Here is a 25,519-nt window from a genome sequence, read left to right as displayed (position 1 = left end):
TTCAAGTGCCTCTGATCGGTATTAATCAATCATAACAAAGTAAGCTAACTCTGTTTTTAAGTTCACTTAATAATCACTCGTTAACCACTGAGCGTCACATATAACGTCGTCGTACGATATAGAGGTAGTACAAGCAATATTGCACCATCATAAAGAACAAAAAAGCAGGCAACCTAGGTTGCCTGCTTTTTTTGGTTATTGATAAAATAGCCATGATATGAATCATCAATACTTTATCAACATAACGTCTTATAGCTGAGTAACTGTTCAGTCTGTTAGCTATTTAGACTGGTCACCGAGTTTATAAGCCATGACGTAGTCACCAATAGTTGTACCCACTGAGCCATGTCCACCAGCAACCAGTAGCACCATTTGCTCACCTTTAGAGTTTAGGTAAGTCATTGGTGTGGCCTGGCCACCCGCCGGAATACGAACATTCCACAGCACATCACCATTCTTTAGGTCATAAGCACGGAAGTTGTTTTCGGTCGCTGCTGATAAGAACGCAACGCCGCCTTTGGTGATCATAGGTCCGCCAATACCAGGAACCCCTAGTTCCAGTTTAATTGGGATAGGAGACAGGTCTTGTACCGTACCGTTTTTGCGCTGATAGGCAATCTCGCCAGTCGCTAGATCAGCACCTGCTATAGTACCCCATGGTGGCTGCTGGCAAGGGACGCCTAGTGGCGATAAGAAAGGACCTAGCTCGACTGCATAGTCTGCGCCTTCGTTGGCATTGACCCCTTGTTCGCCTTTATTGGTCTCCGCATCGCCTAGCGTTTCTCTAGGAATGAGTTTTGAGGTAAATGCTAAATACGTCGGCATACCAAACATCACGCCATTTTCAGGGTCGACCGCGATGCCGCCCCAGTTAAAGGTACCGAAGTTACCAGGATAGACCAAGCTACCATTGGTTGATGGCGGTGTATAGCGACCATCATAGTTGAGCTGATTGAACTCGATACGGCACATCATTTGATCAATGAGACTAGCGCCCCACATGTCTTTTTCAGTCATCATTTCAGGCTCAAAGCTCAAACCAGAGTATGGCTGAGTCGGTGCGGCGTGCTCGCCTGCTACCAGATATCCCTGCGGCGCTTCACGTTCTTTGATAGGTACAATAGGCTCGCCTGTTGCACGGTTCAATACGTAGACGTCGCCTTGTTTGGTCGGTACGACCAACGCAGGCTGAACGCCGTCAGCAGTATCTAAGTCAAGCAACGTAGGCTGAGCAGGGGTGTCCATGTCCCAAAGGTCATGATGCACAAACTGCTGAACCCAGCGCGCTTCACCCGTTTCGATATCTAGCGCAACCACAGACGTTGCATACTTTTCTTCAGCAGCGTTACGATAGCTACCCAGCTGATCGGGAGTACGGTTGCCCATTGGGAAATATGCCAATCCAAGCTCTTCATCAGCACTAGCAATCGCCCATGAATTTGGTGAGCTGGTTTTGTAAGTTTGGGTTGGATCATTAACATCAAAAGGTGCGGTGTTTTCAGGATCACCTGAATCCCAGTTCCACATGAGCTCACCAGTATTGACATCATAAGCACGTATCACACCAGAAGGCGAGTTGACATCATAGTTGTCATTGACAGCGCCAGCTACAATAATAACGTCGCCTGCTACTACTGGCGGCGAGGTAGAGTAGTAGTATCCTGCCTGAGTAAATGGCATGTTATGCATCAAATCTAATGCACCATCATCACCAAAGTCTTGGCAGCGCTGTCCAGTATTTGGATCAAGTGCATATAGCTTGGCATCAGACGTCGGAATAAATATTTTGGCATCACATTGCTTAGAGGTATTGTCAAATGTATTGCCAGCAATTTTTTGAACCATCGTATCGCGAGTACCCGCTGCATTAGTCGCAGTAGTATCATCAGCAATCACAGGCGTATTATCAGTGCCAGCTTGCCCCGCATAATAAGAGACGCCGCGGCATGTTTGGTGCTGACGCTGTAAGTTCTCTTCTACTTGAGGGTCAAACTTCCATAGTGTCTCACCAGAGTCTGCATCTAATGCCATAACCCAGTTGTGAGGTGTACATAGATATAGTGCATTGCCAATTTTGAGCGGGGTTACCTGATAGGTGGTCTCACCGACATCGTTAGGACCTTTGACATCACCTGTCTGGATCTGCCAAGCCAGTTCTAAATCTTTGACATTATCAGTGTTGATCTGTGTCAGAGGAGAGTAGCGCTGTCCGTAGTCTGTACGACCATACGCGCTCCACTCGCCATCTGGCGTTTGTTGACCATTGGATAATGGGTCACCAAGATTGGCTGACGTTTCATCTGTACTGTCATCTTGGTCGCTTTTATCGGTCGCAGACAAATCAAGCTCGCCTAGTTTGTCAGTAGCGTTATTTGCCAAGCTCCCAAAAGAGAGCAATGCGCCCACAACGACACTAGCGAGCAGACCCCAATAATATAGGGGACTTTTCTTAACAGAGTCTGTGGTTGGTGATGTGCTCGCGGCTACTTGAGGCTTATGTCCACGCATCTTATTAGCTACCCATGGTAATAGCATGAGCAAACCAAATATCAGTGGGAAACCAACGCGAGGTGCTAGCGCCCACCAATAAAATCCAGATTCCCATAGTGCCCACACCATGGTTGCCACGATAAAGAGGGCGTAGAGTCCGTAAGCACTCCAGTGTTTTTTGAACAATAAAAAAGCTGTCGTTAACATGATAACGCCAGCGAAAAGATAGTAAGGACTACCGCCTAGAGAGAGCAGATAAGCGCCGCCAATAAGCAAAGGGGCGGCAAAAACTGCCATAATGATCGCTACGAGTTTTTCCATGAGCGGTATCACCTGTTACATAAGAGCAAATGGACATGCAGTGATCGACACCCAGTAGTCATTGAGTCTCTAAATCTTCAAATATCTGAATATTTAGGTCATTAAATGTCTAGGTGTCCAGCAATACATGCATAAATAAAAAATAAAACGTTGGATGACGTTTTAGACTCTATTTTATCATTTATGCATAAGTTGGGTAAAGGTGACGCAAGCTAGCAGTAACGGTTTGGTAGGGTTGTTTTAGTTGTTGAATTGTTTCTGACACAGTTCCATAAAGGCGCGGCCGTATTGGCGGATTTCGGCATCATCTCGTACTGCCATCCAACTGGTAAAGCGGCCGAAATGGTCTACTGGTATGGCAGTTAGGTTCTGATAATGGCTGGGTTCAAACGCCATTTCTGCGATGATGCCAATCCCCAAACCCAGTCCAACATAGGTACTGATCACATCAGCATCCAGCGCCGCTAGTACGATATCCGGCTCTAAACCTGCTTCTTCAAAGGTTTTATCAATCGCGCCGCGTCCAGTAAAGCCGCCATGATAGGTAACAATGGGATAGCTGGCAAGGGTAGGCAAGTCGATAGATTCTTGACTAGCAAGCTCATGATCGCTCGGTACGATGACGCGGTGCGTCCAATCATAGTAACGGTAGCATCTGAGGTAATTGTTTTGCAGCAACGACTCGGTTGCGATACCAATATCCGCCTGACCACGAATCACCATCTGCGCGATGGTCTCAGGATCTGCCTGTTGCAAGATGAGATTTACTTTGGGAAAGCGATCTTTGAACTCTTTGACCACTTGCGGCAACACATAGCGTGCTTGTGTGTGAGTGGTGGCAATCGTTAGCGTGCCTATATTGGGATTGTTAAAATCTAGACTCAAATTTTCAATGGTACGGATTTCAGCAAAGATAGACTCGATATGAGGCATGAGTGCTGTACCCATAGTGGTCAAACCTGTCAAGCGCTTGCCTTGACGAATGAATACTTCGGTCTTTAGTTGGTTTTCGAGGGCTGCGATATGCTTAGATAAGCTCGACTGGCTCGTGTGTAGTACCGTCGCTGCTTGACTTAAGTTATAGCCATTGATCACCGTATGCCATACTGTTTCCAACTGTTTGAGCTGAATCTGCAAATGTCGCTGGTTGACCACTACGTCGATTGCCATAACCTAATCCTATTGTATAACTATATAGACCTTGTCTATGTTTGAAAGGTCTGTATATGAAAGTAAAAACATACGAATATACCGCAATAGGCTAGTGTAAAACAAACCTATTATTCTTGTATATAATAAATAGCTATCAATTTATGATAATAATGAATATAGGGGTAGTTAATGTGGTGACATAGTTCTCAACAAGGGTTATGATGATTTATTTTAGTAAAACGTGAATGGCTTATAAGATGGTAGTCACTCATAAAAGACAAATGTCTTATGAAGGATAAGCGGTCTATAAAGCACGAAAAATTACGGCTTTCTAAAAAATAGACTTCAAACGGGTAAATTTTCAGCACAAAAAACAGCTACCTTCTAGAAGGTAGCTGTTCATGATTTATAGACTTGCTTGATTTTCGTTAATCCAATAAATAACGCTTACTTAGCAACATCATAGCGATCTGCATTCATCACTTTGTTCCAAGCGCTCACAAAGTCACGAACAAACTTCTCTACATTATCGTCTTGTGCGTATAGTTCAGCATAAGCACGTAAGATAGAGTTTGAGCCAAATACTAGATCGACACGGCGTGCTTGCCATTTGATTTTTCCAGTGCTGCGCTCACGCACTTCATAGTTATCAACAGTATCACTTGCTTTGTCGTCCGATTTTACAGGATGCCAAGTGTAGTTCATGTCTGTCAAGTTAACAAAGAAGTCATTGGTGAGAACACCAGCACGTTCCGTAAAGACACCATGTTGGCTGTGACCATAGTTGGTATCAAGGACTCGCATACCACCAATCAATACAACCATCTCAGGCGCTGTCAATCCCATCAACTGAGAGCGATCAAGTAGCATCTCCTCAGGAGAAACGGCATAATCTTCTTTGACCCAGTTACGATATCCATCATGTAATGGCTCTAAATCAGCAAAAGATTCAGCATCAGTCATTGATGCATCGGCATCACCGCGACCCGGTGTAAATGGAACGGTTATGTCTACACTTGCCTCTTTTGCTGCTTGCTCGATAGCCGCGTTACCAGCCAACACAATTAGATCGGCCAAACTGATGTCTTTGTCAAAGTCAGCTTGAATGCGTGTTAATGTTTCAAGTACACGTTGTAGCTGCTCTGGCTCATTACCCGCCCAGTCTTTTTGAGGGGCCAAACGGATACGTGCACCGTTGGCACCGCCACGATAGTCTGAGGCACGGAATGTACGTGCGCTATCCCATGCGGTAATGATAAATTCACGGCGGTTCAACTCACTATCTAATACCTGCGATTTTAGCGTTGCAATATCATCAGCAGTTAACTCTGCATTGCCTGCTGGGATAGGATCTTGCCAGATAAAATCTTCGCTTGGTACATCGGCACCTAAATAGCGAGCTTTAGGTCCCAAATCACGGTGAGTCAGCTTGAACCATGCTTTGGCAAATACTTCATCAAAATACTCTGGGTTGTTGTGGAATTTCTCAGAGATCTCACGATAGATAGGATCTTTAATCAACGCCATATCGGCATCAGTCATGATTGGATTGCGGCGTACACTTGGATCATGAGCATCTAATGGACGATCTTCTTCTTTGATGTCGGTTGGTTCCCACTGCCATGCACCTGCTGGACTTTTGGTCAATGCCCAGTTTTGGTTTAATAATAGCTCAAAGTAGCCGTGATCCCACTGAGTAGGATTGGTCGTCCAGGCGCCCTCAATACCACTTGAGACCGTGTTACCTGCATTGCCGTTACCTTTAGGGTTGCGCCAGCCTAGACCTTGCTCTTTCACATCAGCGGCTTCTGGCTCATCCTCTAGGGTTGTTGCATCACCATTACCATGACATTTACCCACGGTGTGACCACCAGCTGTTAATGCCACAGTCTCTTCATCATTCATTGACATACGAGCGAAGGTAGTACGCATATCTTGAGCTGTTTTTAGTGGGTCAGGGTTGCCGTCCACACCTTCAGGGTTAACATAGATCAAGCCCATTTGTACTGCTGCTAGTGGGTTTTCGAGCGAGGTACGGTCTTCATCATTGTCGTAACGGTTCTCTGTATCTGCTAACCATTCACGCTCAGAACCCCAATAGATGTCTTTTTCTGGATGCCAAGTATCAGCGCGACCACCAGCAAAACCTATGGTTTTGAAACCCATAGACTCATAAGCCATGTTACCTGCCAAAATCATCAAGTCAGCCCAAGATAGTTTGTTGCCGTATTTTTTCTTAATAGGCCATAATAAACGGCGCGCTTTGTCTAGGTTGACGTTATCTGGCCAGCTGTTCAATGGCGCAAAACGCTGGTTACCCGTGTTAGAGCCACCGCGACCATCAGCACCGCGATACGTACCGGCTGAGTGCCATGCCATGCGAATCATCAAACCGCCATAGTGTCCCCAGTCTGCTGGCCACCATTCTTGTGACTCAGTCATTAGGTTCTTTAGATCTGTTTTTACCGCTTCTAGATCAAGTTGCTTAAATGCTTCGTTATAGTCAAAATCCGCTCCCATAGGATCGGTCTTTTTGTCTTGCTGATGCAATATGTCTAAATTCAAGCTGTTTGGCCACCAATCGGTTGCAGCAGAAGCAGTAGTGGTGTGAGCTTGGTGTATGACAGGACAGCCGCCCATGCTAGGACGCTGAGGCGCGTGTGTTTTGTCAACGTTTTCACTATGAATCGTTGGTCCCTTGTCATCTCCTTGATCATAAGTGGTATTGGTTGGTGCGTTGTTGTGATCCACAGGGCAACCAGCAGTATCCTGAGCGGCGTCTTTGTTGGTTGGGGTATTGGTCGAATCGGACATGGTAAAACTCCTGGGCTATGATAATAGAAAGAACAAACAGTTAATCGAAATAATCATTGTTTATACATAGAGCATAGCGAAGCACTGTGTATTTATAAAACTAATATATAAGAATTATAAGTTTTAAATTATTAATCGTAAAAAGCTTGATGTTTTGTTTATCTAAATCGTCATTAACGCCTGTACTCGTTATCGCTAGTTGAGAATAAACCAGCAGATTACGCTCAATCAATTAGATCTATTTCAATTTTATAGCTACCTTTATATTACCTATATATCATGACGTTGTCAGGTATGGCTTAAGAGAGAATGTAGCAAGAAAAATAAGGGATAATTTAACCTTAGAGAAATATTGTTATAATCTGCGTGACTACTACGAAACATAAGCTATCGTACAAGCAGTATAGTCAGTGAGTTAGTGCAAAAACATCTAGTCAAGGTGAAGGTTCTCAAGTACCATAACTGGATTTTGTTGTCATATCTATATTGGTACAACTTTATATTGGTACAACGTCGAGCAGTTTCTATCGATTCTTTTTTATCGCTACTTTATTGAGTAACTGATTTTGAAGAGTGATAAGAATTGTGTGCAGTTGTGTTCCTTGTCTCAATTGTTGGTGAGTTATTATGTCTGCTGTCAAATCTGTGCCGCCCAATCAATCAATTGCTAAAAAATCATGGGGCGAGGCGACAAAAGCCTATCTAGACCCTCGTGTGATTATCATGTTGTTTTTGGGTTTTTCAGCGGGTATCCCTATTCTGCTTATTTTCTCAAGCTTATCATTATGGCTCAGAGAGGCAGGAATTGATCGTAGCGTCGTTACCATGTTTAGTTGGGCGGCATTAGGATATTCATTTAAGTTTATTTGGGCACCATTAATCGATGCGCTACCTGTACCATTTTTGACAAAATGGCTCGGGCGCCGCCGCAGTTGGATGGTGGTATCACAGCTGCTCATTGTGCTGGCCATCGTTCTAATGGCAAGGGTAAACCCTGTCAGTGAAGATGTTTTGGTCTATATGGCAGGTGCGGCCGTGTTGCTTGGCTTCTCTTCTGCGACGCAAGATATTGTGATTGACGCCTACCGTATCGAGCTTGCACCGCCGTCTATGCAGTCTATTTTGTCTTCTATTTATGTGTCAGGTTACCGTATTGGTATGATCGTTGCTGGGGCAGGCGCGTTGTATTTGGCGGACTATTTTGGCTCAAATGAGACTTTTTACAGTTACGAGGCATGGCGCAATACCTATTATATCATGGCAGGGGTCATGACTTTAGGGGTCTTGACGACATTTGCCAGTTATGAGCCGACGGCTGACGTTTTACAAAACAACAAGCAAAAAGGCAATTTGAAAGTATTTCTTATTTATTCTGCGTTACTGCTGATACCAGGGCTGCTATTCGGTTTTATTTACTTAATTAATATCTTAATCAATACAGTATTTGATAGCACAGTGGCGTTGATACCGTTAATGATAATGCCGGCTATCAAGTTTTACTTTTTGGCTTTGGTTGCTTGTGCCCCATTATTACTACTGTACTTCATCGTCAACCAACCCAAAATCATCAACAAAGCCCCACTGGTCGCTGAGACTCGTGAGGATTACGTCAGACTGGTGGCGTTGTTTGTGTTTTCAGTGATTGCCTTTATTGCTGCTTACATAGTGATGGGACAAGTCCTACCAGAATTTGAAGGCGCGTTTTCTAGTTTCTTTGTAGAAACTTTCCATTTACTGGTGAGTTTAGGGGCGGCGATGGTAGCAGGCTACGCATTGGTACAAGTAGGATTAGTCAAAAAAGAAGTGGCGATGGCCACATGGATTGAGCCTGTTTTAGACTTCTTCCGTCGTTATGGCAAAAAAGCCCTGTTGCTGCTGGCGTTGATTGGTCTGTATCGTATATCTGATATCGTAGCCGGCGTGATCTCAAACGTCTTTTATCAAGACATGGGCTTTAGTAAGACGGACATTGCGAATGCCGTGAAGCTTGTCGGTGTGATTATGGCGATTGGAGGTGGGTTTTTGGGCGGGATTTTAGCCCAGCGCTTCCGTATTATGCACGCTATGATGATTGGTGCTATTTTAGCCTGTGCGACCAATTTGTTATTTGTACTATTGACGTATAATCCAGGCAGCTTACCATTCATGTATTTGGCGGTCATTTTTGATAACTTAGCTGCAGGACTGGCAAGTGCTGTATTTATTGCCTTCTTGTCGGCACTGACTTCTATTCGCTTTACTGCCGTACAGTATGCTATTTTTTCTTCACTGATGACGCTTATACCTAAGGTCATGGGTGGTTATTCTGGTGCTATCGTCGATAATATGGGCTATCCGTTCTTCTTTATTTTTACCTTTGCGATTGGTATTCCTATCTTGGCACTGATTTATTTCGTTGATAAACATATTGTCATTGGTGATAACGATGACATTTATGGCGACGATGATGGCAGCGGTGATAAATTAGCCAAGGCAAACCCAAACCTGACTGATACCAAAGAGCCACCGCGCGCATCAGAGTAGTTTAGGCTCTTTACTGATCTTTCTATTATTTTTAAGAGTGACTTATGTCAGCATCAACCATCGGTCAAATTAAGCAACACATTGGACAACTGACGAATGATAATACGAGCAACCGGCTGCCGTCGTTTTGGCTAACTGACTGGTTGTTACATGTCACTGATAAGCCCGCGATAGCGTTGATGACGGATGAAGATTACCAATTGAGTGACAGCGAGCTTGCACAGTTCAGTGATGGTGTGAATAAGATGCAGCAAGGCATACCGCTTGCGTACTTGACTGGGCAGCAAGAATTTTGGTCACTTAATTTTAATGTCAATGAGCATACTCTGATTCCTAGACCGGATACCGAGGTATTGGTCGAGCAGGTACTACAGTGGATCAATGCTCAGCCGACATGTATTAATAATAAGCGTTTGCTAGATTTGGGGACGGGTTCAGGTTGTATTGCTATCAGTCTTGCTCATGAACTTAAGCACGCTAACTGGCAAGTTGTTGCGGTCGATTTATCGCTCGACGCGCTGAAGGTTGCTCAGCATAATGCTGTGAGCAATGACGTTGCTGATATTGAGTTCGTCCAAAGCAGTTGGTATCAGACACTCGCTACTGGTGCTGAACAGCAGTTTGATGTGATTGTCTCTAATCCACCATATATCGATGAGACAGATGAGCATTTGGCTGCGTTAAAGGCAGAGCCGATAAGCGCACTGAGTGCGCCCAATCATGGCTTGGCGGATATTGAGCATATTATCCAGCAGGCACCGATATACCTATGTACAGATGGGTTATTGGCTATCGAACATGGCTATGATCAAGGTGCTGCTGTTCGACAGTTGTTTTTGGATAATGATTTTGAGTCGGTGCATACGGTACAAGATTATGGTGGTAATGACCGTGTCACGTTAGGGCAAGTTCAATAGACAAGTTTTTTGGTAGTAGATTTCTTTGATTATAGGTTGTAGATAAATATGGTAGAAGAGGTGGTACCGCTATCCGATGATGAGCTGCTCCGTTATGCTCGGCACGTTTTATTAGACGGTTGGGATATAGATGCTCAACTGCGATTAAAATCAGCACGCGTGGTTATGATAGGGGCAGGCGGTCTTGGATGCCCAGCGTCTGAGACACTGGTACGTGCAGGGGTGGGCTATGTTCATCTAATTGATGATGATGAGATTGAGGCGAGTAACCTACAACGGCAAACGTTATTTTTGCCAGAAGATATTGGCAAGTCTAAAGCACTGAGTGCAGCTGCTATGCTGGCGCGTATCAATCCTCTGACACAAGCTCACGGGACAGTCGCACGTTTAGATGAAAACAATGCTTATGAGCTGCTAGGTATGGCAACAAACAAGCCTGATTTACTCTTAGACTGTACGGATAATTTTACCACGCGTGATAGTATCAACCGTATCAGCGTGCGCTATAAAATCCCGCTGTTATCAGCTTCAGCAATTGCAATGCAAGGGCAGTTGGCGTTGTTTGAGCCTCAGCTCGATACAGGCTGCTACCACTGCGTGTTTGGCTCAGTTGTGCGCGATGATGCCGCTGATGAACGTACCTGTGCCAATTCGGGTGTGCTCGCTAGTACTACAGCCGTCATGGGTAATCTGCAAGCCAATGCCGCCTTACAGTATTTGGGATTAACCAAAAATCCACTGACAAATAAGCTGCTCATATGGGATGGTAGTCAAATGCAGCAGCGACTGATGGGTTATAGAAAAGACCCCCAATGCCCTGTCTGTAGCAGTGTTAATTAATATGCTAATGCTTTAACCCTTTATAAATACTTTTAGTACATTATCTATTTTCAAACATCCTTCTTATTACCATAGTTGTTTCTTATGAAAATTCATCGTCCGCATTTATTAAAACATACCTTTAATGTCGTCAACCGTGTTCGCCAGACAGCGAGTGTGGCAGGTCTGTCTGCGCTGAGAGTAGCAAAAGGGGAGAAACCTGACGCGATGCTCCTCAAAGAAACCTTTGAGCAACTCGGCACTACTTATATTAAGATTGGTCAGTTTATTGCCAGTACACCGTCGCTATTTCCACGAGAGTATGTCAAGGCATTCCAGAGCTGTCTGGATCAGACCACGCCATTGTCTTATGCTTATATTGAGCAAGTGTTAAAAGAAGAGCTAGCGACTGAGGGTATGACCCTTGATGACACGTTTGCACATATTGACTCAGAGCCGCTCGCATCAGCTTCTATTGCCCAAGTGCATGCAGCACGGTTGCATAACGGTGATGAAGTGGTGCTAAAGGTGCAAAAACCTGGTGTCGAAACCATTATGCAGACCGATTTGGGTGTCTTGCATGGCGTGACTAAACTGCTCGAAATTGTAATGCCGTCGATGAAATTTGCCAGCATCGCACCGATCATCGATGAGATTCGTCTGCGTATGCTTGCCGAAACTGACTTTATCGCTGAAGCACAAAATATCCGCGATTTTCAGCAGTTCTTAGCGGTGTCAGGTAATACGCGCGTAGTGGCGCCGCAAGTATACGAAGCGTTGACGACTAAGCGTGTACTCACAATGAGCCGACTATATGGCGTCTCGATGGTCGATGAGTCACTCATGCGTCAGTACTGTAGCGATCCTGCGCAAGTGATGGCAGATACTCTAAACACATGGTTTGCCAGTCTCATGCTGTGCAACAGTTTCCATGCTGACTTACATGCTGGTAATTTGATGCTATTGACCGACGGCCGTATTGGCTTTTTAGACTTTGGTATCGTTGGTAAACTAAAAGCTGAGAGTTGGCGCGCGTGCATGGGTATGATGCAAGCGATGCAAGACAATGACTATCAAGCGATGGCCCGTCATATGATTGATATGGAAATGACGCATGGCGACAACAAAATCGATGTGGCTGCATTGGGCAATGATTTACAGCGCATGATGACAACCATCATGGCAGAAGATAAGGCGTTTACCAGTGGCGTGCCTTTCAACAGCAAAGAACAAGCAGACGAGCTGAATCAAATGATGCTTGAGATCGTCGAAGTGGGTAAGCGTCATGGTATCCATTTCCCGCGTGATTTTGCTTTACTGACCAAGCAGATGCTATATTTTGATCGGTTTATGCGTACGTTAGCCCCTGATATGGATATGTTCAGTGACCAGCGTGTACAGATGTTAGGACAAGATGAGACAGAAATGCCAACGCTAAACGTCTCGTAAATATTGATTCGATTAGTAAGTCATAGGTTTATCGTTTTTGCTATTGATGAGTGCCTGAATATCTGGTTTGATGGGACATTTGGGCTACATGGCAATGCCACTATTGTAAGGTTGAGATTTTTGTAATTAATCTTTGTTGTTAGGGTAGCGATGATACTCACATTGTGTCAAATGCCACTGCTGCCCACTCTGACTTAGTGATTGCATTGGTGACGCTGTTCTATGCACTAGGGCAGTTTTTTGGCTTATTGGTCACAGCCTTGCTGGCAGGGCAGGATAATAATGCTAACACCCCGTCGTCCTACACTACCAGTGGCTTAGACCCTCTAAACCACGCTCCGACTAAACACTTCTCGTAACTCAAAGCTGGTATGTACTTGGGCAACGCCTTCGATACGATTGAGTCGATGTAACAAAAACTCCTCGTAATGTGCCATATCGCGTACCCTCACTTTGATTAGATAGTCCTCTGTGCGTCCTGTGACAATACTACAGCTAATAACTTCCTCAAAACTTTGAACTTTGCGCTCAAACTGTTCGAAACGCTCAGCTGTATGACGGTCCATACTGATAGCGATAAACACAGCAAGTGGATAACCGAGTTTTTGTGCATCGGTCTTGGTTTGATATCCTGTGATAACATTTGCATCTTCTAAGCGTTTGATTCGCCGCGCGCAGGGCGTGGCAGACAGATTAACGCGCTCAGCAAGTTCAGTCACACTCATGCGCGCTTGTGTCTGTAATAAGCGCAGTAGTTGCCTATCGATCTCGTCTATATCCGCTACTAATGTATTCTCGATCTGGTTGTCTGGCATTTTTATTGTCTCAATAGTGAATTAACTCGATTATAGAGCCTAATATAGTATTATCCACTAAAATAACAATAAATAGAGTGAAAAAAAGCAGGTTTCTGAGCATCAAACTTTGCTATTATTGTGATATAAACACTAGCTATCTTATATGATAAGTATTGATCTAACCAGCAGCTAATCGCCCACTAAATATACAAATAACGTTACCGTCTAAGGATTGATTATGTCTGACCAAGCCACTCGCACTGCAGTCTCAGGGACTGCAAAGATCACACCAAAAAGTGCCGCTTTTGACTTTCGTAAATACCGTCCATTTGCATTTGCACCCTCGTTGCCAGATCGGACGTGGCCGAGCAAAACAATCGAAAAGTCACCGATATGGGCAAGCGTAGATCTGCGTGATGGTAACCAAGCATTGATTGACCCGATGACTATTGAACAAAAAATGCGTTTTTTTAAGACGCTAGTCGATGTTGGTTTTAAAGAAATTGAGATTGGTTTTCCATCAGCGGCACAGGTTGAGTTTGACTTTGCTCGTAAGCTCATTGAAGAAAAACATGTACCTGATGATGTGACACTGCAAGTATTGGTACAAGCGCGCGAGCATTTGATTGCCCGTACCTTTGAATCATTGAAAGGCGCAAAACGCGCAGTCGTTCATGTTTATAACTCAACCAGTCGTGTACAACGCGAAAAAGTATATGGCAAAGACAAAGCTGAGATAAAAGAAATTGCTATCGCTGGTGCCAAGCTACTACAAGAGTATGCGGCAAAATATCCTGAGACAGATTGGGTATTTCAATACTCTCCTGAGAGTTTTAGCCAGACAGAGACTGAGTATGCTGTAGAAGTCTGCGATGCAGTTTGTGACGTGTGGCAGCCGCAGAACGGTCAAGAAGTTATTTTTAACTTACCAGCGACTGTTGAGGCATCTATGCCCAATGTCTTTGCTGACCAAGTCGAGTACTTCTGTCGTCATCTTGCCCAGCGTGAGCATGTCATTATTAGTTTGCATACGCACAACGATCGCGGATGTGCAGTAGCGGCAGCTGAATTGGGTGTGCTTGCAGGCGCTGATCGTATCGAGGGTACTCTGCTTGGCAATGGCGAGCGTACCGGTAATATGGACATCATGGTCATGGCTATGAACTTGTTTAGCCAAGGTATCGATCCTGATCTTGACTTTAGCAACATGAGTGAAATCGTACAAGTCGTGAGCGAGTGCAATAATTTACCGTTGCATCCACGTCATCCTTATGTAGGCGAGTTGGTCTTTACGGCATTTAGTGGCTCACACCAAGATGCCATCAAAAAGTCTCTCGATTATAATGAAAATCATCAAAACGAGACGGATAACGTTTGGGATGTGGCTTACTTGCCAATCGATCCTGCACATATTGGTCGTAGCTACCAAGATGTGGTACGCATCAATAGTCAGTCAGGAAAAGGTGGCGTTGCTTATATTCTACAGCGCAATTATGGCTTTAATTTACCGCGCTGGATGCAGATTGACTTTAGTCGCGTGGTACAAAAGCAGGCTGAAGCGGTTGCCCGCGAATTGCAAAACGATGAAATCCTACAGACCTTTGAAGATACTTACTTACAGCAAGGTAAGTTCGAGCTATTAGACTATAGTGTCAATAACAAAGGCGGCGAGGTATATTTTAGTGGTCAGGTACAGATGAATAGTGACACTATTGATATTGATGGTACTGGTAATGGCCCGTTGTCATCATTTATTGATGGTCTTGCACAGCATACGGGTAAGTCTTTGCATATCATTAACTATGCTGAGCATGCGATTAACCCGCACCATAACAGCGGCAATGGCATCGATGACGATACCAACAGTGACAACAAGACTAATGCCAATGCTGCTGCCTATATTCAGCTAAATGTAGATGGTGAAGTATACTCTGGTATCGGTACATGTAGTAGCACGGTATCAGCGATGCTCAAAGGGGCGCTGTCAGCTTTTGCTCAAGCATTGAGTACAGAGGTAGCCTAATACTAAAAAGTGTACTAAACAGCAATCACTGAGTAGTCCAGTGACCTATGCTGATCTTAAGTTTATGAATATATAACGCCATAGCTTTCTTGTGCCTAACAAGCAAAGTTATGGCGTTATTTTTTGGGTAAAAAGAAGACTGAGCGTTGGTCAATGTTCTATCTTCTTATGGATATAGCCTACGGTCATGCTGATATTTTTGAATACTTTATATATATGATGCTGCGACCAATAGCATAATGTTACTTGTATTTTTGGTGCCTACGACTTACGCTAATGTATATATTAAAACATTATAAATAAAAGGTTAACCATGGAACCTACCTCATTTGCTTCGTTTACATTGGCATCTATTCTAGCTTCATTACCTGCAAACGGTGAAGCGGTTACTGAGCCGACAATCACTACTCATATCAGCCCCGCTATTGCAGGGCAGTGGGAGATCGATTTGGACAGCCCTATCACTATGACCAAAGAGGCGAGGGCTAAACAAGCGGCTGTGAGTGAGCAAAAACCCAGTAGCGTAGAGCCTAAAGTAACGGCTGGGATAGATGGCGGCATACTGACTCAAAACGAAGAGCGAGTTTTAAAGGTTCCGCCGATTACTAGCAACAACCTTATTAGCTCAGCCAACAATTCTGCGCAGTGCCGCGAGTTGTACAATTTTGGTGCTGATAACGAGATGCGAGCGTCTAGTGGCAAAGAATGGACCTATGGTCGTTACTTGATCACCCATCGCGAAGAGGGGCTACCTATTATCGCGATCAAGACCGTCTATGACAATAACGAGGTAGACTGCTCGGGCAATCAGATAGACCAGACTGATGAAGCATTGATTGCCTTTATAAATCATGATGGCAATCAGATGCAGTGGTGCGCTGACCCTGATGGAAAAGAATGCTTTATGAACTTCAATAGAGTTTTGCCATAGTAAGTGGTGTCAATAATACATTGTCTACCATACAAAACACTGATTATCCTGCTCTAAAATGACATAAAAAAACCGCTATCAATATAGCGGTTTTTTCGTGCTAAATTTCCAATAAATCTGGTTTAGGGATCATTAATTAGAGGGTTAAAGCCTATAACTATCAAGTCTCTAGTTATACTAATTACTATTTATCTAGTTGTTAATTACAGAAGCTCTAACTATTGTAATTTATGATTCTTTTTTGGTTTTGTCGGCACTCAACATCTCTCTTTCAAGATAGTGAATGTTTTGTGCTTCTTGAACAAACTGATCATCTGCCAAAATAACATCACGATGTAGTGGGATGTTGGTCTTAATGCCTTCAATAATTAATTCATCAAGGGCATGTACTGTCTTAGCGATAGCTTGCTGACGCGTTTGACCGTGACAGATTAGCTTACCAATCAATGAATCATAATAAGTCGGTATTTCATAACCAGGATATAAATGCGAGTCAAAACGAATACCAGAACCACTTGGTGTGAATAGTTGGCTAATAGTACCAGGGCACGGCACAAAGGTCGCTGGATCTTCAGCGTTGATACGACATTCGATCGCGTGACCTTGGATCTCAATCTCGCTTTGGCGATAAGATAGGCCATAACCGGCGGCAATTTTGAGCTGCTCGACAACGACATCAATGCCAGTAATCATCTCAGTCACGGGATGCTCAACCTGCACTCGAGTATTCATCTCAATAAAGAAAAACTCGTTGTTTTCGAATAAGAACTCAAATGTACCTGCACCGCGATACTTCACAAGCTCACAGGCTTTCACACAAGCTTTTAGAATCGGTTCGCGTACATCATCTGGGATATCTGGTGCAGGCGCTTCTTCTAGTACTTTTTGGTGACGACGCTGCAATGAGCAGTCACGGTCGTATAGATGGATGGCATTACCATTACCATCACCAAGTACCTGTACTTCTACGTGGCGCGGGTTTTGTAGATAGCGCTCCATATAGACTGTATCATCACCGAACCATAGCTCAGCTTCTTGTTTTGCAGCTTGTACTTGACCAACCAACTCATCAAAGCGTTCAACCACACGCATACCGCGTCCACCGCCACCAGAGGCGGCTTTGATCAGTAATGGAAAACCGATATTACGTGCTTGCTCTTCAGCGTTGTGGAGTGTCACAGCGCCAACAGAGCCTGGCACAGTCGGCACGCCTGCTTTTTTCATCGCGTTGATAGCAGAGACTTTATTGCCCATCAAGCGGATGTGATCAGCATTTGGACCAACGAAAGTCAATCCTGCTTCTTCTACTCGTTCAGCAAATTCAGCATTTTCAGACAAAAAACCATAGCCTGGGTGGATAGCATCTGCGCCAGTGATTTCAGCAGCGGTTAAGATGGTATTGATATCCAGATAGCTTTGGTTGGCATTAGGTTTGCCAATACAAATTGCCTCATCAACAAAGCGCAGGTGCATCAAATTGGCGTCAGCGGTAGAGTAGACACCTACTGTTTCAATACCTAGCGCTTTACAAGCTCGAACGATGCGCAGGGCAATCTCACCTCTATTGGCAATGAGCAATTTTTTTATCATGGGTTCATCCTTGTCGAAGCGTCAGTCATTGACCAAGTTTAATATAGCATCGTGTTATTCAATATTGATACGATAGGTACACTAAAACTCAGCCATTATGAAATAAAGTATGGCAAATATCGTTACGCTTTATAGCGTATGACAGGTTGGCCGAACTGTACGACTTCAGAGTTGTCTACCAAGATTTCATCAATGATACCGCTTTGAGTCGCTTCAAGTGGATTCATGATTTTCATGGCTTCGATAATACCTAAGGTATCACCTGCTTGAACTTTTTGCCCGACTTTTACAAATGGTGGATCATTCGGCGTTGGTGCTGAATAGAATACACCAACCATAGGTGAGCTTTCGACGTTTCCAGCTTTTGCCGCAGGTTTTGCATCAGCAGCTGCCGTTGGTGCAGTGCCAGCAGTAGGGGCTGCCATCATAGCTGGTACAGGCGCATCATAGTGACGAGTCAAACTAATATGTTCATCATCTGAACTGATTTCTAAATTCACCAGTTCACTTTCTTCCATAAGGGCGATGAGGGTGCGTATTTTTTCAATATCCATAGTTTTTATCTGACCTTGTACTAAATTCGAGAAATAGTGTAACTAAATATTGTCTAATTAGTTGCTAATGATACCTAGATTCAGGGCAATGAGCAATCAATGTACAGTTGTTAACTGAGAATTTTTACATATTTTGACGTAAGCGCTTTGTTTAGTAAGAAATCTTCTACGATTTATCATAGTCTATGTCACCAAGTAGCGCCAGTTATGTTGTGAGATAAGGTGCTCTATCATCGATGTTAGCCCCACAGTGCTGTCAGACGTTTTTGTTGGTAACGTAGACGCAGTGTCAATAGGATAGAGGATAAAAACAGACCAGTTATGAGTGCCATCCAAAACCCCTGTGCACCAACATCAGTGAAACGCACTAAATAAATACCCAGCGGTAATGCAACCAACCAATAGCAAAAGAGCGTCACCCACATCGGTATCGTCGTATCTTGCATACCGCGTAATATGCCAGCGACATTGACCTGCCAGCCATCAAATAGCTGATAGGCAAGGGCAAAGATAAGCAGGTGCATAGACTGAGCTCTCACAACGGAGTTATCAGTAAACGCAGCTGCCAATTCTGACCTAAACAACCATATACCGAGCATGCAAACGACAGCAATAAGGACTGTCCAAATAAGCCCGGTGGCTTGCACTTGGCGTAGTGCCAAGAGATTTTTTTGACCAAATCGATTTGAGATCATGATAGTGAGTGCCATAGCGACGGATATCGGTATCATGAATAGTTGTGAGGTCACGGATAGAGCCACCTGATGCGCTGCTGTCGCAATCTCACCCAATGGGCTAATAACTAGAGCACCCAAACTAAATAAGCTGGCTTCAAAAAAGATAGAGATCCCGATAGGTATACCAAGCTTTAAAAGTTTTTTGATCTGTGTACGATTTGGACGCGTAAACCCATAAAAAAAGCGAGTAGTGGCAAACTCTTTTCGCTTGGTAAAACCAGTATAAGCGGCCAATAAAAGCACATTTATCCACAATACTAACGCGGTTGCCACACCGCAGCCAGCGCCGCCCATCTCAGGCATGCCAAATAAACCATGAATAAAGATATAGTTGAGCGGTATGTCGGCAAGCAGACCGATAATACTAATAACAGTCACAGGCTCAGGTCGACCCAGTGCCTCACAGTAACTGCGCAGTACAGCATAGACAGCTAGTGCAGGGAAACCAAAGGACACACCATGCAAATACTGCGTGGCTATTGGCTGAATATTCTCAGGTACACCCATGAGACCCAGAACATTGGGTGCTAAATTGACAACAATAAACCCAATAATCCCAATCACCCCTGCGGTCCATAAGGACTGCTGCGTGATATGTGGAACCTGATCATGCTGGTTTTGACCAACCGCTTCACCAATCAGAGGGGTCGTCGCGATTAATATACCTGTCGCTAACAAAAACAGTGGGAGCCAAATACCAGACCCAACTGCCACTGCTGCCAAATCAAGCGCAGACACCTGGCCTGCCATGATAGCGTCAACAACACCAAGTGCTGCTTGGCAAAACTGAGTGATCAAAATAGGTAGGGCGAGTACGCCTAGGCGTAAACTGTAGCTTTTAAAATCTTTGAAAGACAATGGAAAAACCATGGTGAGCAACTTTTTATTCTTTGCGGTAATTGTTATTAAGAGCATTATTATGAATAAGCCCGCACTGCTATTAATCCGAAGAGAGCAATGTATCAAAACTGAAGCAATAGCATGAGCAGAAAAGTCGTGCCGATGATGATACCTCGATAAACGATATGAGCAAACTCATAAAGACCAAGCACGGCAATGAAAATAAAGGTCTTAAAATAAAGGTTCTAGAATAAAGACACTAAAATAAAAATAACCCGTCGATCCAAGCAGTGGATTGACAGGTCATATATAGATAAGATGGTAAAGAAGCGGCGCTATGATGTCAACGCTTTGAAGGGTCTATATACATATTAATCATAGACGCTTTGTACTTCACTGCTTATCACCGATAAGTGATGTGTTGAATCAATAAATTAATTAATGATTCGTTGTCTGCTCTGGTAATATCTCAAGTGTCTCCGCCATATCCATAATCGCGCGCCAGTGCTTGGGTTCTAATGGGATCACTGTTAATTGTTGACAGCCTTTTCTCAGTAGTAAGGAATCTTCGAGCGCAGGCAAAAATTTTAGCTCTGATAAGGGCAACACCTCGGTAAAAGCGTGCTCAAAAGTGAGATCTACCATGTACCAACGCGGCGCTTCTTCGGTCGCAATAGGGTCGTAGTGTCGATGCTCAGGGTGAAACTGGCTAGGGTCAGGATAGCCTGCTTGGCTCACGGTCATAATACCAGCCACACCAGAGGGTTTGGCACTAGAGTGATAAAAGAAAACCTTGTCACCAACTTTCATATCATCGCGCATAAAGTTACGCGCGCGGTAGTTACGAACACCGTCCCAACCGTCGGTGCCCAAGCGCTGCAAATCTTCAATACCAAAAAATTTAGGGTTGGATTTCATTAACCAATACGCCATATATCTATCCTTTGAATTTTTGTTTATTCTTTAATTCGTTCTTAAAACTACTAGAGTTAGTTTCGATTAACTCACCCTCAAACATGTTTTAAATCGTGTCTATTCTTAGTAGAGGCTGTTTTTAATAGAGTCTCTATATACTGCCCATAAGTTGTTATGGTGAATAGAGCGTTTATACGTGTTTTTGTTAATAGTTTTATGATAGATAGGCTTTTCTTTATCCCATCTAGTCGCTATCCTAGCGTTACTTTTGATATCAATTATTATTGCTCACTACAAAATAAGTTTATTTATGCCCAAAGTGAATACAGAAAGCATGCCAAACGACCTAAATACATTAAGTCTTACTGAACCAACAACGGATACTATCGCGGTAGACGTGACTGACATTCCATTGTCTCTTTACATTCACATTCCGTGGTGTGTGAAGAAGTGTCCTTATTGTGATTTTAATTCGCATGAGTTGCCTGTAGACAGTCAGATCTCCATGTATGATGACTATGTCGATGCGTTACTGCTAGATGCCGCAATGCAGCAATCACTGGTGCAAGGTCGCAAAATTTCTTCTATATTTATCGGTGGTGGCACGCCATCTTTGTTACCTATTGCTCAGTATCAGAGATTGTTCTCTGGTCTACGGTCATGTTTTGAGTTTGCAGCAGATATAGAAGTCACGATGGAGGCCAATCCAGGTACGCTTGAGCATGCGCCATTTGCGCAGTATCTAGAGGTTGGCATCAATCGGTTGTCTATCGGCGTACAGAGCTTTGCTGCTGATAAGCTGACAGCGCTTGGACGTATCCATGACCCTGTGCAAGCATTATCAGCAATTAAAGCTGCCAAATCTGCTGGATTTACGCGTGTTAATGTCGATTTGATGCACGGTCTACCGCAGCAAACTATGAAAGAAGCTCTTAATGATATTCAAATGGCACACAACGCTGGCGCCACACATATTTCTTGGTATCAATTGACAATTGAGCCCAATACCGTGTTCTATCGCAGTCAGCCGGTTTTACCTGATGAAGACAACTTGGCAGATATTGAACAAGCAGGTCAGTCGCTATTGCAGCAATTAGGCTATAGCAATTATGAAGTGTCGGCATGGGCAGGCGCATCAGACAAGCCATGCCGTCATAATATAAACTATTGGCAGTTTGGCGACTATTTAGCAATAGGTGCAGGGGCGCATGGCAAAGTAACGGTTGGTTATAACCTAAACAATGAGCCGTCAACGCAAAGCAATATGCTACAGACTGACCTAGTAGCAGAAGCAGGTATTTATCGATTCAGTAAGTCACGTATGCCGAAGGATTACGTGGGGTCTACAGATATCACTGAGCAGTCTCATATCAAGCAAAGCGCACCCAAAATGGTTGGCTGGCAAGAGATTGATCGTGATGAGCTGGTAAGTGAGTTTATGTTGAATGCGCTGAGGTTGCATGGAGGTGTGGCTTGGTCATTGTTTGAGGAAAGAACGGGGCTGAATCTTGATAGTATCAATGAGCAAGTGGCTAGTTTGATAAAACAAGGGTTGCTGATAGACAGTGATACGCAGTTACAACCGACACTGTTAGGGCAGCGCTACCTTAATCAGATACTACGTGCTTTTTTATAAGATAAATAGCCAAAAATAAAAAAGGCTTACCAAAAAATGGTAAGCCCTTAACAAATCTAAAAAAATCAGACCTTAGATTTTGTTTTGTACTTCTTGTGCGCCACCAGTGACAGCATCGCCAGCACTTGATACGTCTTGACCAAAGCCTTTGAACGTGTTGCAACCAGTTAGAACGAACATAGCAGTTAAAGATGCGATGATTACTTTTTTCATAATAGTATCCTCAAAGATAAATGGATGGTTATAAATAACAACAGTGATGCAAAGCGGTCTGCTTAAGCGTCACTGAAGGGGTATTGGATGAGACAGTCACACTTAAATGCTATCGCGTTATCCATTACAGACATCATAGAGAAAGTTAAAAACGCTGCACAGTATCAAAATGTAATTATTGGCAGTAAACTGTAACTTTTAATTACCTGTCGCTCATAAACTTGAATAACAGAGCGTTAACCATTTTTGGAGTAAATAAACATGACCATTCATATCGTGCTGGTTGGCCCAAAGATGCCGAGTAACACAGGCAATATCATTCGCCTGTGTGCCAATAGCGGGGCACAGCTGCATTTAGTCAGACCGTTAGGGTTCGAGCTTGATGATAAAAAGCTACGCCGCGCAGGACTTGATTATCACGAATATGCGCATCTACAAGTACACGATGACTGGGCAGCAGCGAAGCAGGCGTTACAGATAGCGGACTGCCATGTCATTACCGCGCTGACGACTAAACTGAGTAAGCCCTTTTACGATTATGATTTTGGCGGGCGAGTAGCTGCTGAAGAGGCTAATGACGACGTAGTACCTAATATCGCACTGGTATTTGGTTCTGAAACGGCAGGCCTTACAGAGGATATACGTGAAGATATTGGTGCTGATAATTGGTTAAGACTACCCATGCTAGCTGATTCGCGCAGTTTAAATTTATCCAACAGCGTTGCTATCTGCCTGTATGAAATATGGCGACAGCAAGGGTTTTTGGGTGATGAAGGTCGTAGTGTCGGTTATGAGAGTTTGACAGTCTACGACCCAAAGTAGTTACTTTAACGAATAGCGATTTGTCTGATAAGACCGATAGGATTGATTATCCTTGTTTCATAAAAACAGAATAAGCAATGATATGTATTATAGGCAGTTGGGCGGTTTGGGTAGACCCGCTAAGCGGTTGACATGACGTGCAACCAAACCGGTATTAAACAGCTGCTGCAGTTTTTGATTGCTAATGTCATGTCCTGGCAAGGTTTTTTGTAGCCATTTTATCAATGGGCGCGTTGCAGGTGCGTGGTTGAACTTGTCAAAAAATGCACGCACTTGCTGCAAAACCTGCAAATGCTCAGCTTCCAGATGGACGTCTAATGTGTCAGCCAGTTGCTGCGCGATGTCAGGCGTCCAAATAGTGTGGTCACATAAGTGACCGTCTTGATCCAATGCAGCCTCAGTGGCTGCTATCATTACGTTGTTATTAGTTTTGGAGTTGTGATCTGTCATAAGGCAATGGTCACCACTTTATCAAATTGACGGTCCTGAGTCAGATTGATCCATTCAGCGTCTGTTAACACGCCAGTTAGCTTGGTATCTAAATTTAGCTTGCCAGTAGTATTCGCCGAGAGCTGCGCGACATCATCCGTCAAGGCATAAATAGCAGTGATGCCATCTATCTCATTATCATTCAAATAAGCACTTAGCCAGTCGATAAAAGCGACCGTTGTACCGAGCAAAACAATGCTGTCGCCATTGTGCCAAGTGCGAGACATCTCTTCAGTGCTACGTCTGAGCGTGTCCATCGTACTGTGTAATTGATATAAAGTCGCCATAAAAGTATCCGATGATGTGTTTTGTTATTTTTCTGATGATATAGTCATTTAAAAAGTTAAAATCTGCTCAAAGTCTTGCGAGCTGATGATCTCTGGTACCAGTGTAAGCTGTGATGCCAGATCTGTCGGTAGCATACCAATGACCCAACCGCTAAAGACATCGTCAGGTAGCCAAGCTGCGGGCATATCGTAAAGATCAAGCGACTGAATCATACCGTGCAAACGGGACTCCGTTTGCATCAACAAACCAAATACAGGCGCATCCAATGATAACTGCACTTCATGCCCAAATGTTGCTAGTGTTAGCGCCAGTGCACAGCCTTCATAACTAGCCGCTTCAGTGGGCGTATGCAACTGAATTAATAATTTCATGTTATATTCCTAAATAGGTTTGTCGCTGTTGACAGTCGTCATCGTAATGCTATTAAAACTGTATCAATCGGCAGTCATCTTGCATCATTAGAGCAAGCTCACTGAGTCCTACCAACGTAAATCCTGCAGCGAGATTGGCACCCTCTAGCTGATGTCGTGTGCTGTTGTCAGCATCACTCACACCGCGGCTCAGTGCAGTGCTGACACAAACGGGTAGTGATAATTGATACTGCTCAGCCAACGATTGCCATTCTTTTGTTAAATCTATTTGTTCTGCTGACTGCCAACGTAGACGGTTGGCAGTATGAGCTGAATCGCCGTAAAAAAAGACATTGAGCAACGCCCGTTTGGTGTTAGGATTGTCACTATCGTTTATGTCGTTATCGTCAATTCTACTATTCTCAGAATGGTTTGAGGCCTCTCTAAGATAAGCGTGTGCATAACGTAGTGCTAGGTGCGCCAGTGGGTGGGCGGGATCAGCAGTGATGAGCAGTAATGGAGTAGTAGTCATAAGGTGCGGTATCACATATTGTCAATAAGAGTGTTATGAGAATTAGAAGATAGTAGTGAGTGGTTGCGACTGTTTTGTAGACAGCAGTTTGTTTCTTTGATTTGCTTCATTGGTTTATGGTCAGGTATATAGTCTTTAAACACTATTATATCAAAATACTATTTTTATTGGTGAGAAGAGCATGTAGCTACATTACCACGTCGCTATAGTGGTGTAACGACAGTGACGGATCAGCGACGCATTTTAGTATGCTACCATAAAGCGCTTCACATCAAATAGAGCGACTAATTACTAAACGCCCCTTTATCTTTTGTGCT

Annotated in this window: 22 protein-coding genes; 9 read left to right on the top strand and 13 right to left on the bottom strand. The window is 43.9% G+C overall.

Annotated elements, in window-relative coordinates:
- Positions 1-279: 279 nt before the first annotated feature.
- The 3 genes from ACTXGL_RS00505 to katG form a co-directional block, all read right to left on the bottom strand.
- Positions 280-2,811, bottom strand: a complete 2,532-nt coding sequence (locus tag ACTXGL_RS00505; RefSeq protein ID WP_443524118.1) for a membrane-bound PQQ-dependent dehydrogenase, glucose/quinate/shikimate family — start codon at positions 2,809-2,811, stop codon at positions 280-282.
- Between the two features lie 240 nt (positions 2,812-3,051).
- Complete coding sequence (locus ACTXGL_RS00500; RefSeq protein WP_319050339.1) at positions 3,052-3,981, bottom strand: LysR substrate-binding domain-containing protein; 930 nt, start codon at positions 3,979-3,981, stop codon at positions 3,052-3,054.
- A gap of 429 nt (positions 3,982-4,410) precedes the next feature.
- A complete protein-coding gene (gene katG, locus ACTXGL_RS00495; protein WP_443524822.1) occupies positions 4,411-6,603 on the bottom strand; it encodes a catalase/peroxidase HPI in 2,193 nt (730 codons plus the stop codon).
- Between the two features lie 801 nt (positions 6,604-7,404).
- On the opposite strand from katG, the gene ACTXGL_RS00490 reads away from it, so the two are divergent.
- From ACTXGL_RS00490 to ACTXGL_RS00470, 5 genes are all read left to right on the top strand, one after another.
- The gene (locus tag ACTXGL_RS00490; RefSeq protein ID WP_443524116.1) at positions 7,405-9,300 is read left to right on the top strand and encodes an AmpG family muropeptide MFS transporter; all 1,896 of its coding nucleotides are present in this window, start codon (positions 7,405-7,407) and stop codon (positions 9,298-9,300) included.
- A gap of 44 nt (positions 9,301-9,344) precedes the next feature.
- Complete coding sequence (gene prmC / locus ACTXGL_RS00485; protein WP_443524114.1) at positions 9,345-10,217, top strand: peptide chain release factor N(5)-glutamine methyltransferase; 873 nt, start codon at positions 9,345-9,347, stop codon at positions 10,215-10,217.
- A gap of 48 nt (positions 10,218-10,265) precedes the next feature.
- Positions 10,266-11,057, top strand: a complete 792-nt coding sequence (locus tag ACTXGL_RS00480) for a HesA/MoeB/ThiF family protein (protein ID WP_443524113.1) — start codon at positions 10,266-10,268, stop codon at positions 11,055-11,057.
- A gap of 84 nt (positions 11,058-11,141) precedes the next feature.
- Positions 11,142-12,485 carry an ABC1 kinase family protein gene (locus ACTXGL_RS00475; protein ID WP_443524111.1) on the top strand — a complete coding sequence of 448 codons (1,344 nt, stop codon included), beginning with the start codon at positions 11,142-11,144 and terminating at the stop codon, positions 12,483-12,485.
- A 164-nt stretch (positions 12,486-12,649) separates the two neighbouring features.
- Positions 12,650-12,844, top strand: coding sequence for a hypothetical protein (locus ACTXGL_RS00470; protein ID WP_319050344.1), 195 nt, complete (start codon positions 12,650-12,652; stop codon positions 12,842-12,844).
- Here the strand turns inward: ACTXGL_RS00470 and ACTXGL_RS00465 are convergent.
- Positions 12,812-13,300, bottom strand: a complete 489-nt coding sequence (locus tag ACTXGL_RS00465; RefSeq protein WP_443524109.1) for an Lrp/AsnC family transcriptional regulator — start codon at positions 13,298-13,300, stop codon at positions 12,812-12,814. The two genes, ACTXGL_RS00470 and ACTXGL_RS00465, sit on opposite strands and share 33 nt — an antisense overlap.
- Positions 13,301-13,520: 220 nt before the next feature.
- Between ACTXGL_RS00465 and leuA the strand changes: the two genes are divergently transcribed.
- Together leuA and ACTXGL_RS00455 are read left to right on the top strand one after the other, a co-directional pair.
- On the top strand, positions 13,521-15,305 hold the full coding sequence (leuA, locus tag ACTXGL_RS00460) for a 2-isopropylmalate synthase (protein WP_443524107.1): 1,785 nt from the start codon (positions 13,521-13,523) through the stop codon (positions 15,303-15,305).
- A gap of 313 nt (positions 15,306-15,618) precedes the next feature.
- Positions 15,619-16,236, top strand: coding sequence for a hypothetical protein (locus ACTXGL_RS00455; protein WP_443524106.1), 618 nt, complete (start codon positions 15,619-15,621; stop codon positions 16,234-16,236).
- Positions 16,237-16,464: 228 nt separating this feature from the next.
- Here the strand turns inward: ACTXGL_RS00455 and accC are convergent, their stop codons facing one another.
- From accC to ACTXGL_RS00435, 4 genes are all read right to left on the bottom strand, one after another.
- The gene (gene accC / locus ACTXGL_RS00450) at positions 16,465-17,826 is read right to left on the bottom strand and encodes an acetyl-CoA carboxylase biotin carboxylase subunit (RefSeq protein WP_319050348.1); all 1,362 of its coding nucleotides are present in this window, start codon (positions 17,824-17,826) and stop codon (positions 16,465-16,467) included.
- A gap of 122 nt (positions 17,827-17,948) precedes the next feature.
- Positions 17,949-18,380 (bottom strand): acetyl-CoA carboxylase biotin carboxyl carrier protein, encoded by a 432-nt coding sequence (gene accB / locus ACTXGL_RS00445; RefSeq protein ID WP_443524104.1) that lies wholly within the window; start codon positions 18,378-18,380, stop codon positions 17,949-17,951.
- 239 nt (positions 18,381-18,619) lie between these two features.
- Positions 18,620-19,987 carry an MATE family efflux transporter gene (locus tag ACTXGL_RS00440; protein ID WP_443524820.1) on the bottom strand — a complete coding sequence of 456 codons (1,368 nt, stop codon included), beginning with the start codon at positions 19,985-19,987 and terminating at the stop codon, positions 18,620-18,622.
- A 408-nt stretch (positions 19,988-20,395) separates the two neighbouring features.
- On the bottom strand, positions 20,396-20,890 hold the full coding sequence (locus ACTXGL_RS00435; RefSeq protein ID WP_443524102.1) for an EVE domain-containing protein: 495 nt from the start codon (positions 20,888-20,890) through the stop codon (positions 20,396-20,398).
- 316 nt (positions 20,891-21,206) lie between these two features.
- On the opposite strand from ACTXGL_RS00435, the gene hemW reads away from it, so the two are divergent.
- Positions 21,207-22,508 (top strand): radical SAM family heme chaperone HemW, encoded by a 1,302-nt coding sequence (gene hemW / locus ACTXGL_RS00430; protein ID WP_443524819.1) that lies wholly within the window; start codon positions 21,207-21,209, stop codon positions 22,506-22,508.
- Positions 22,509-22,580: 72 nt separating this feature from the next.
- Here the strand turns inward: hemW and ACTXGL_RS00425 are convergent, their stop codons facing one another.
- Entirely contained in the window at positions 22,581-22,721 is a 141-nt protein-coding gene (locus ACTXGL_RS00425; RefSeq protein WP_057759705.1) for an entericidin A/B family lipoprotein, read from the bottom strand.
- 261 nt (positions 22,722-22,982) lie between these two features.
- On the opposite strand from ACTXGL_RS00425, the gene ACTXGL_RS00420 reads away from it, so the two are divergent.
- Entirely contained in the window at positions 22,983-23,543 is a 561-nt protein-coding gene (locus tag ACTXGL_RS00420; protein WP_443524100.1) for a tRNA (cytidine(34)-2'-O)-methyltransferase, read from the top strand.
- A gap of 87 nt (positions 23,544-23,630) precedes the next feature.
- On the opposite strand, the gene ACTXGL_RS00415 is transcribed toward ACTXGL_RS00420, so the two are convergent.
- From ACTXGL_RS00415 to tusD, 4 genes are read right to left on the bottom strand one after another with little or no spacing between them, the layout of a single operon-like run.
- A complete protein-coding gene (locus tag ACTXGL_RS00415; RefSeq protein ID WP_443524818.1) occupies positions 23,631-23,957 on the bottom strand; it encodes a TusE/DsrC/DsvC family sulfur relay protein in 327 nt (108 codons plus the stop codon).
- A gap of 32 nt (positions 23,958-23,989) precedes the next feature.
- Entirely contained in the window at positions 23,990-24,319 is a 330-nt protein-coding gene (locus tag ACTXGL_RS00410) for a hypothetical protein (protein WP_443524099.1), read from the bottom strand.
- Positions 24,320-24,367: 48 nt separating this feature from the next.
- Positions 24,368-24,691 (bottom strand): hypothetical protein, encoded by a 324-nt coding sequence (locus ACTXGL_RS00405; protein WP_319050353.1) that lies wholly within the window; start codon positions 24,689-24,691, stop codon positions 24,368-24,370.
- 52 nt (positions 24,692-24,743) lie between these two features.
- Positions 24,744-25,202 carry a sulfurtransferase complex subunit TusD gene (gene tusD, locus ACTXGL_RS00400; RefSeq protein WP_443524097.1) on the bottom strand — a complete coding sequence of 153 codons (459 nt, stop codon included), beginning with the start codon at positions 25,200-25,202 and terminating at the stop codon, positions 24,744-24,746.
- Positions 25,203-25,519: the final 317 nt, after the last annotated feature.

The sequence above is a fragment of the Psychrobacter sp. T6-6 genome (assembly GCF_052258185.1).
In the GTDB taxonomy this organism is placed as follows: Bacteria; Pseudomonadota; Gammaproteobacteria; order Pseudomonadales; family Moraxellaceae; genus Psychrobacter.
The sequence above is the reverse complement of the archived record's forward strand: the minus strand, read 5'-3'. Positions and strand labels throughout refer to the sequence as shown.

Coding starts and splice junctions, on each gene's coding strand:
- ACTXGL_RS00505 (WP_443524118.1), bottom strand. CDS start 2,811: ATGGAAAAACTCGTAGCGATCATTATGGCAGTTTTTGCCGCCCCTTTG.
- ACTXGL_RS00500 (WP_319050339.1), bottom strand. CDS start 3,981: ATGGCAATCGACGTAGTGGTCAACCAGCGACATTTGCAGATTCAGCTC.
- katG (WP_443524822.1), bottom strand. CDS start 6,603: ATGGGCGGCTGTCCTGTCATACACCAAGCTCACACCACTACTGCTTCT.
- ACTXGL_RS00490 (WP_443524116.1), top strand. CDS start 7,405: ATGTCTGCTGTCAAATCTGTGCCGCCCAATCAATCAATTGCTAAAAAA.
- prmC (WP_443524114.1), top strand. CDS start 9,345: ATGTCAGCATCAACCATCGGTCAAATTAAGCAACACATTGGACAACTG.
- ACTXGL_RS00480 (WP_443524113.1), top strand. CDS start 10,266: ATGGTAGAAGAGGTGGTACCGCTATCCGATGATGAGCTGCTCCGTTAT.
- ACTXGL_RS00475 (WP_443524111.1), top strand. CDS start 11,142: ATGAAAATTCATCGTCCGCATTTATTAAAACATACCTTTAATGTCGTC.
- ACTXGL_RS00465 (WP_443524109.1), bottom strand. CDS start 13,300: ATGCCAGACAACCAGATCGAGAATACATTAGTAGCGGATATAGACGAG.
- leuA (WP_443524107.1), top strand. CDS start 13,521: ATGTCTGACCAAGCCACTCGCACTGCAGTCTCAGGGACTGCAAAGATC.
- ACTXGL_RS00455 (WP_443524106.1), top strand. CDS start 15,619: ATGGAACCTACCTCATTTGCTTCGTTTACATTGGCATCTATTCTAGCT.
- accC (WP_319050348.1), bottom strand. CDS start 17,826: ATGATAAAAAAATTGCTCATTGCCAATAGAGGTGAGATTGCCCTGCGC.
- accB (WP_443524104.1), bottom strand. CDS start 18,380: ATGGATATTGAAAAAATACGCACCCTCATCGCCCTTATGGAAGAAAGT.
- ACTXGL_RS00440 (WP_443524820.1), bottom strand. CDS start 19,987: ATGGTTTTTCCATTGTCTTTCAAAGATTTTAAAAGCTACAGTTTACGC.
- ACTXGL_RS00435 (WP_443524102.1), bottom strand. CDS start 20,890: ATGGCGTATTGGTTAATGAAATCCAACCCTAAATTTTTTGGTATTGAA.
- hemW (WP_443524819.1), top strand. CDS start 21,207: ATGCCAAACGACCTAAATACATTAAGTCTTACTGAACCAACAACGGAT.
- ACTXGL_RS00425 (WP_057759705.1), bottom strand. CDS start 22,721: ATGAAAAAAGTAATCATCGCATCTTTAACTGCTATGTTCGTTCTAACT.
- ACTXGL_RS00420 (WP_443524100.1), top strand. CDS start 22,983: ATGACCATTCATATCGTGCTGGTTGGCCCAAAGATGCCGAGTAACACA.
- ACTXGL_RS00415 (WP_443524818.1), bottom strand. CDS start 23,957: ATGATAGCAGCCACTGAGGCTGCATTGGATCAAGACGGTCACTTATGT.
- ACTXGL_RS00410 (WP_443524099.1), bottom strand. CDS start 24,319: ATGGCGACTTTATATCAATTACACAGTACGATGGACACGCTCAGACGT.
- ACTXGL_RS00405 (WP_319050353.1), bottom strand. CDS start 24,691: ATGAAATTATTAATTCAGTTGCATACGCCCACTGAAGCGGCTAGTTAT.
- tusD (WP_443524097.1), bottom strand. CDS start 25,202: ATGACTACTACTCCATTACTGCTCATCACTGCTGATCCCGCCCACCCA.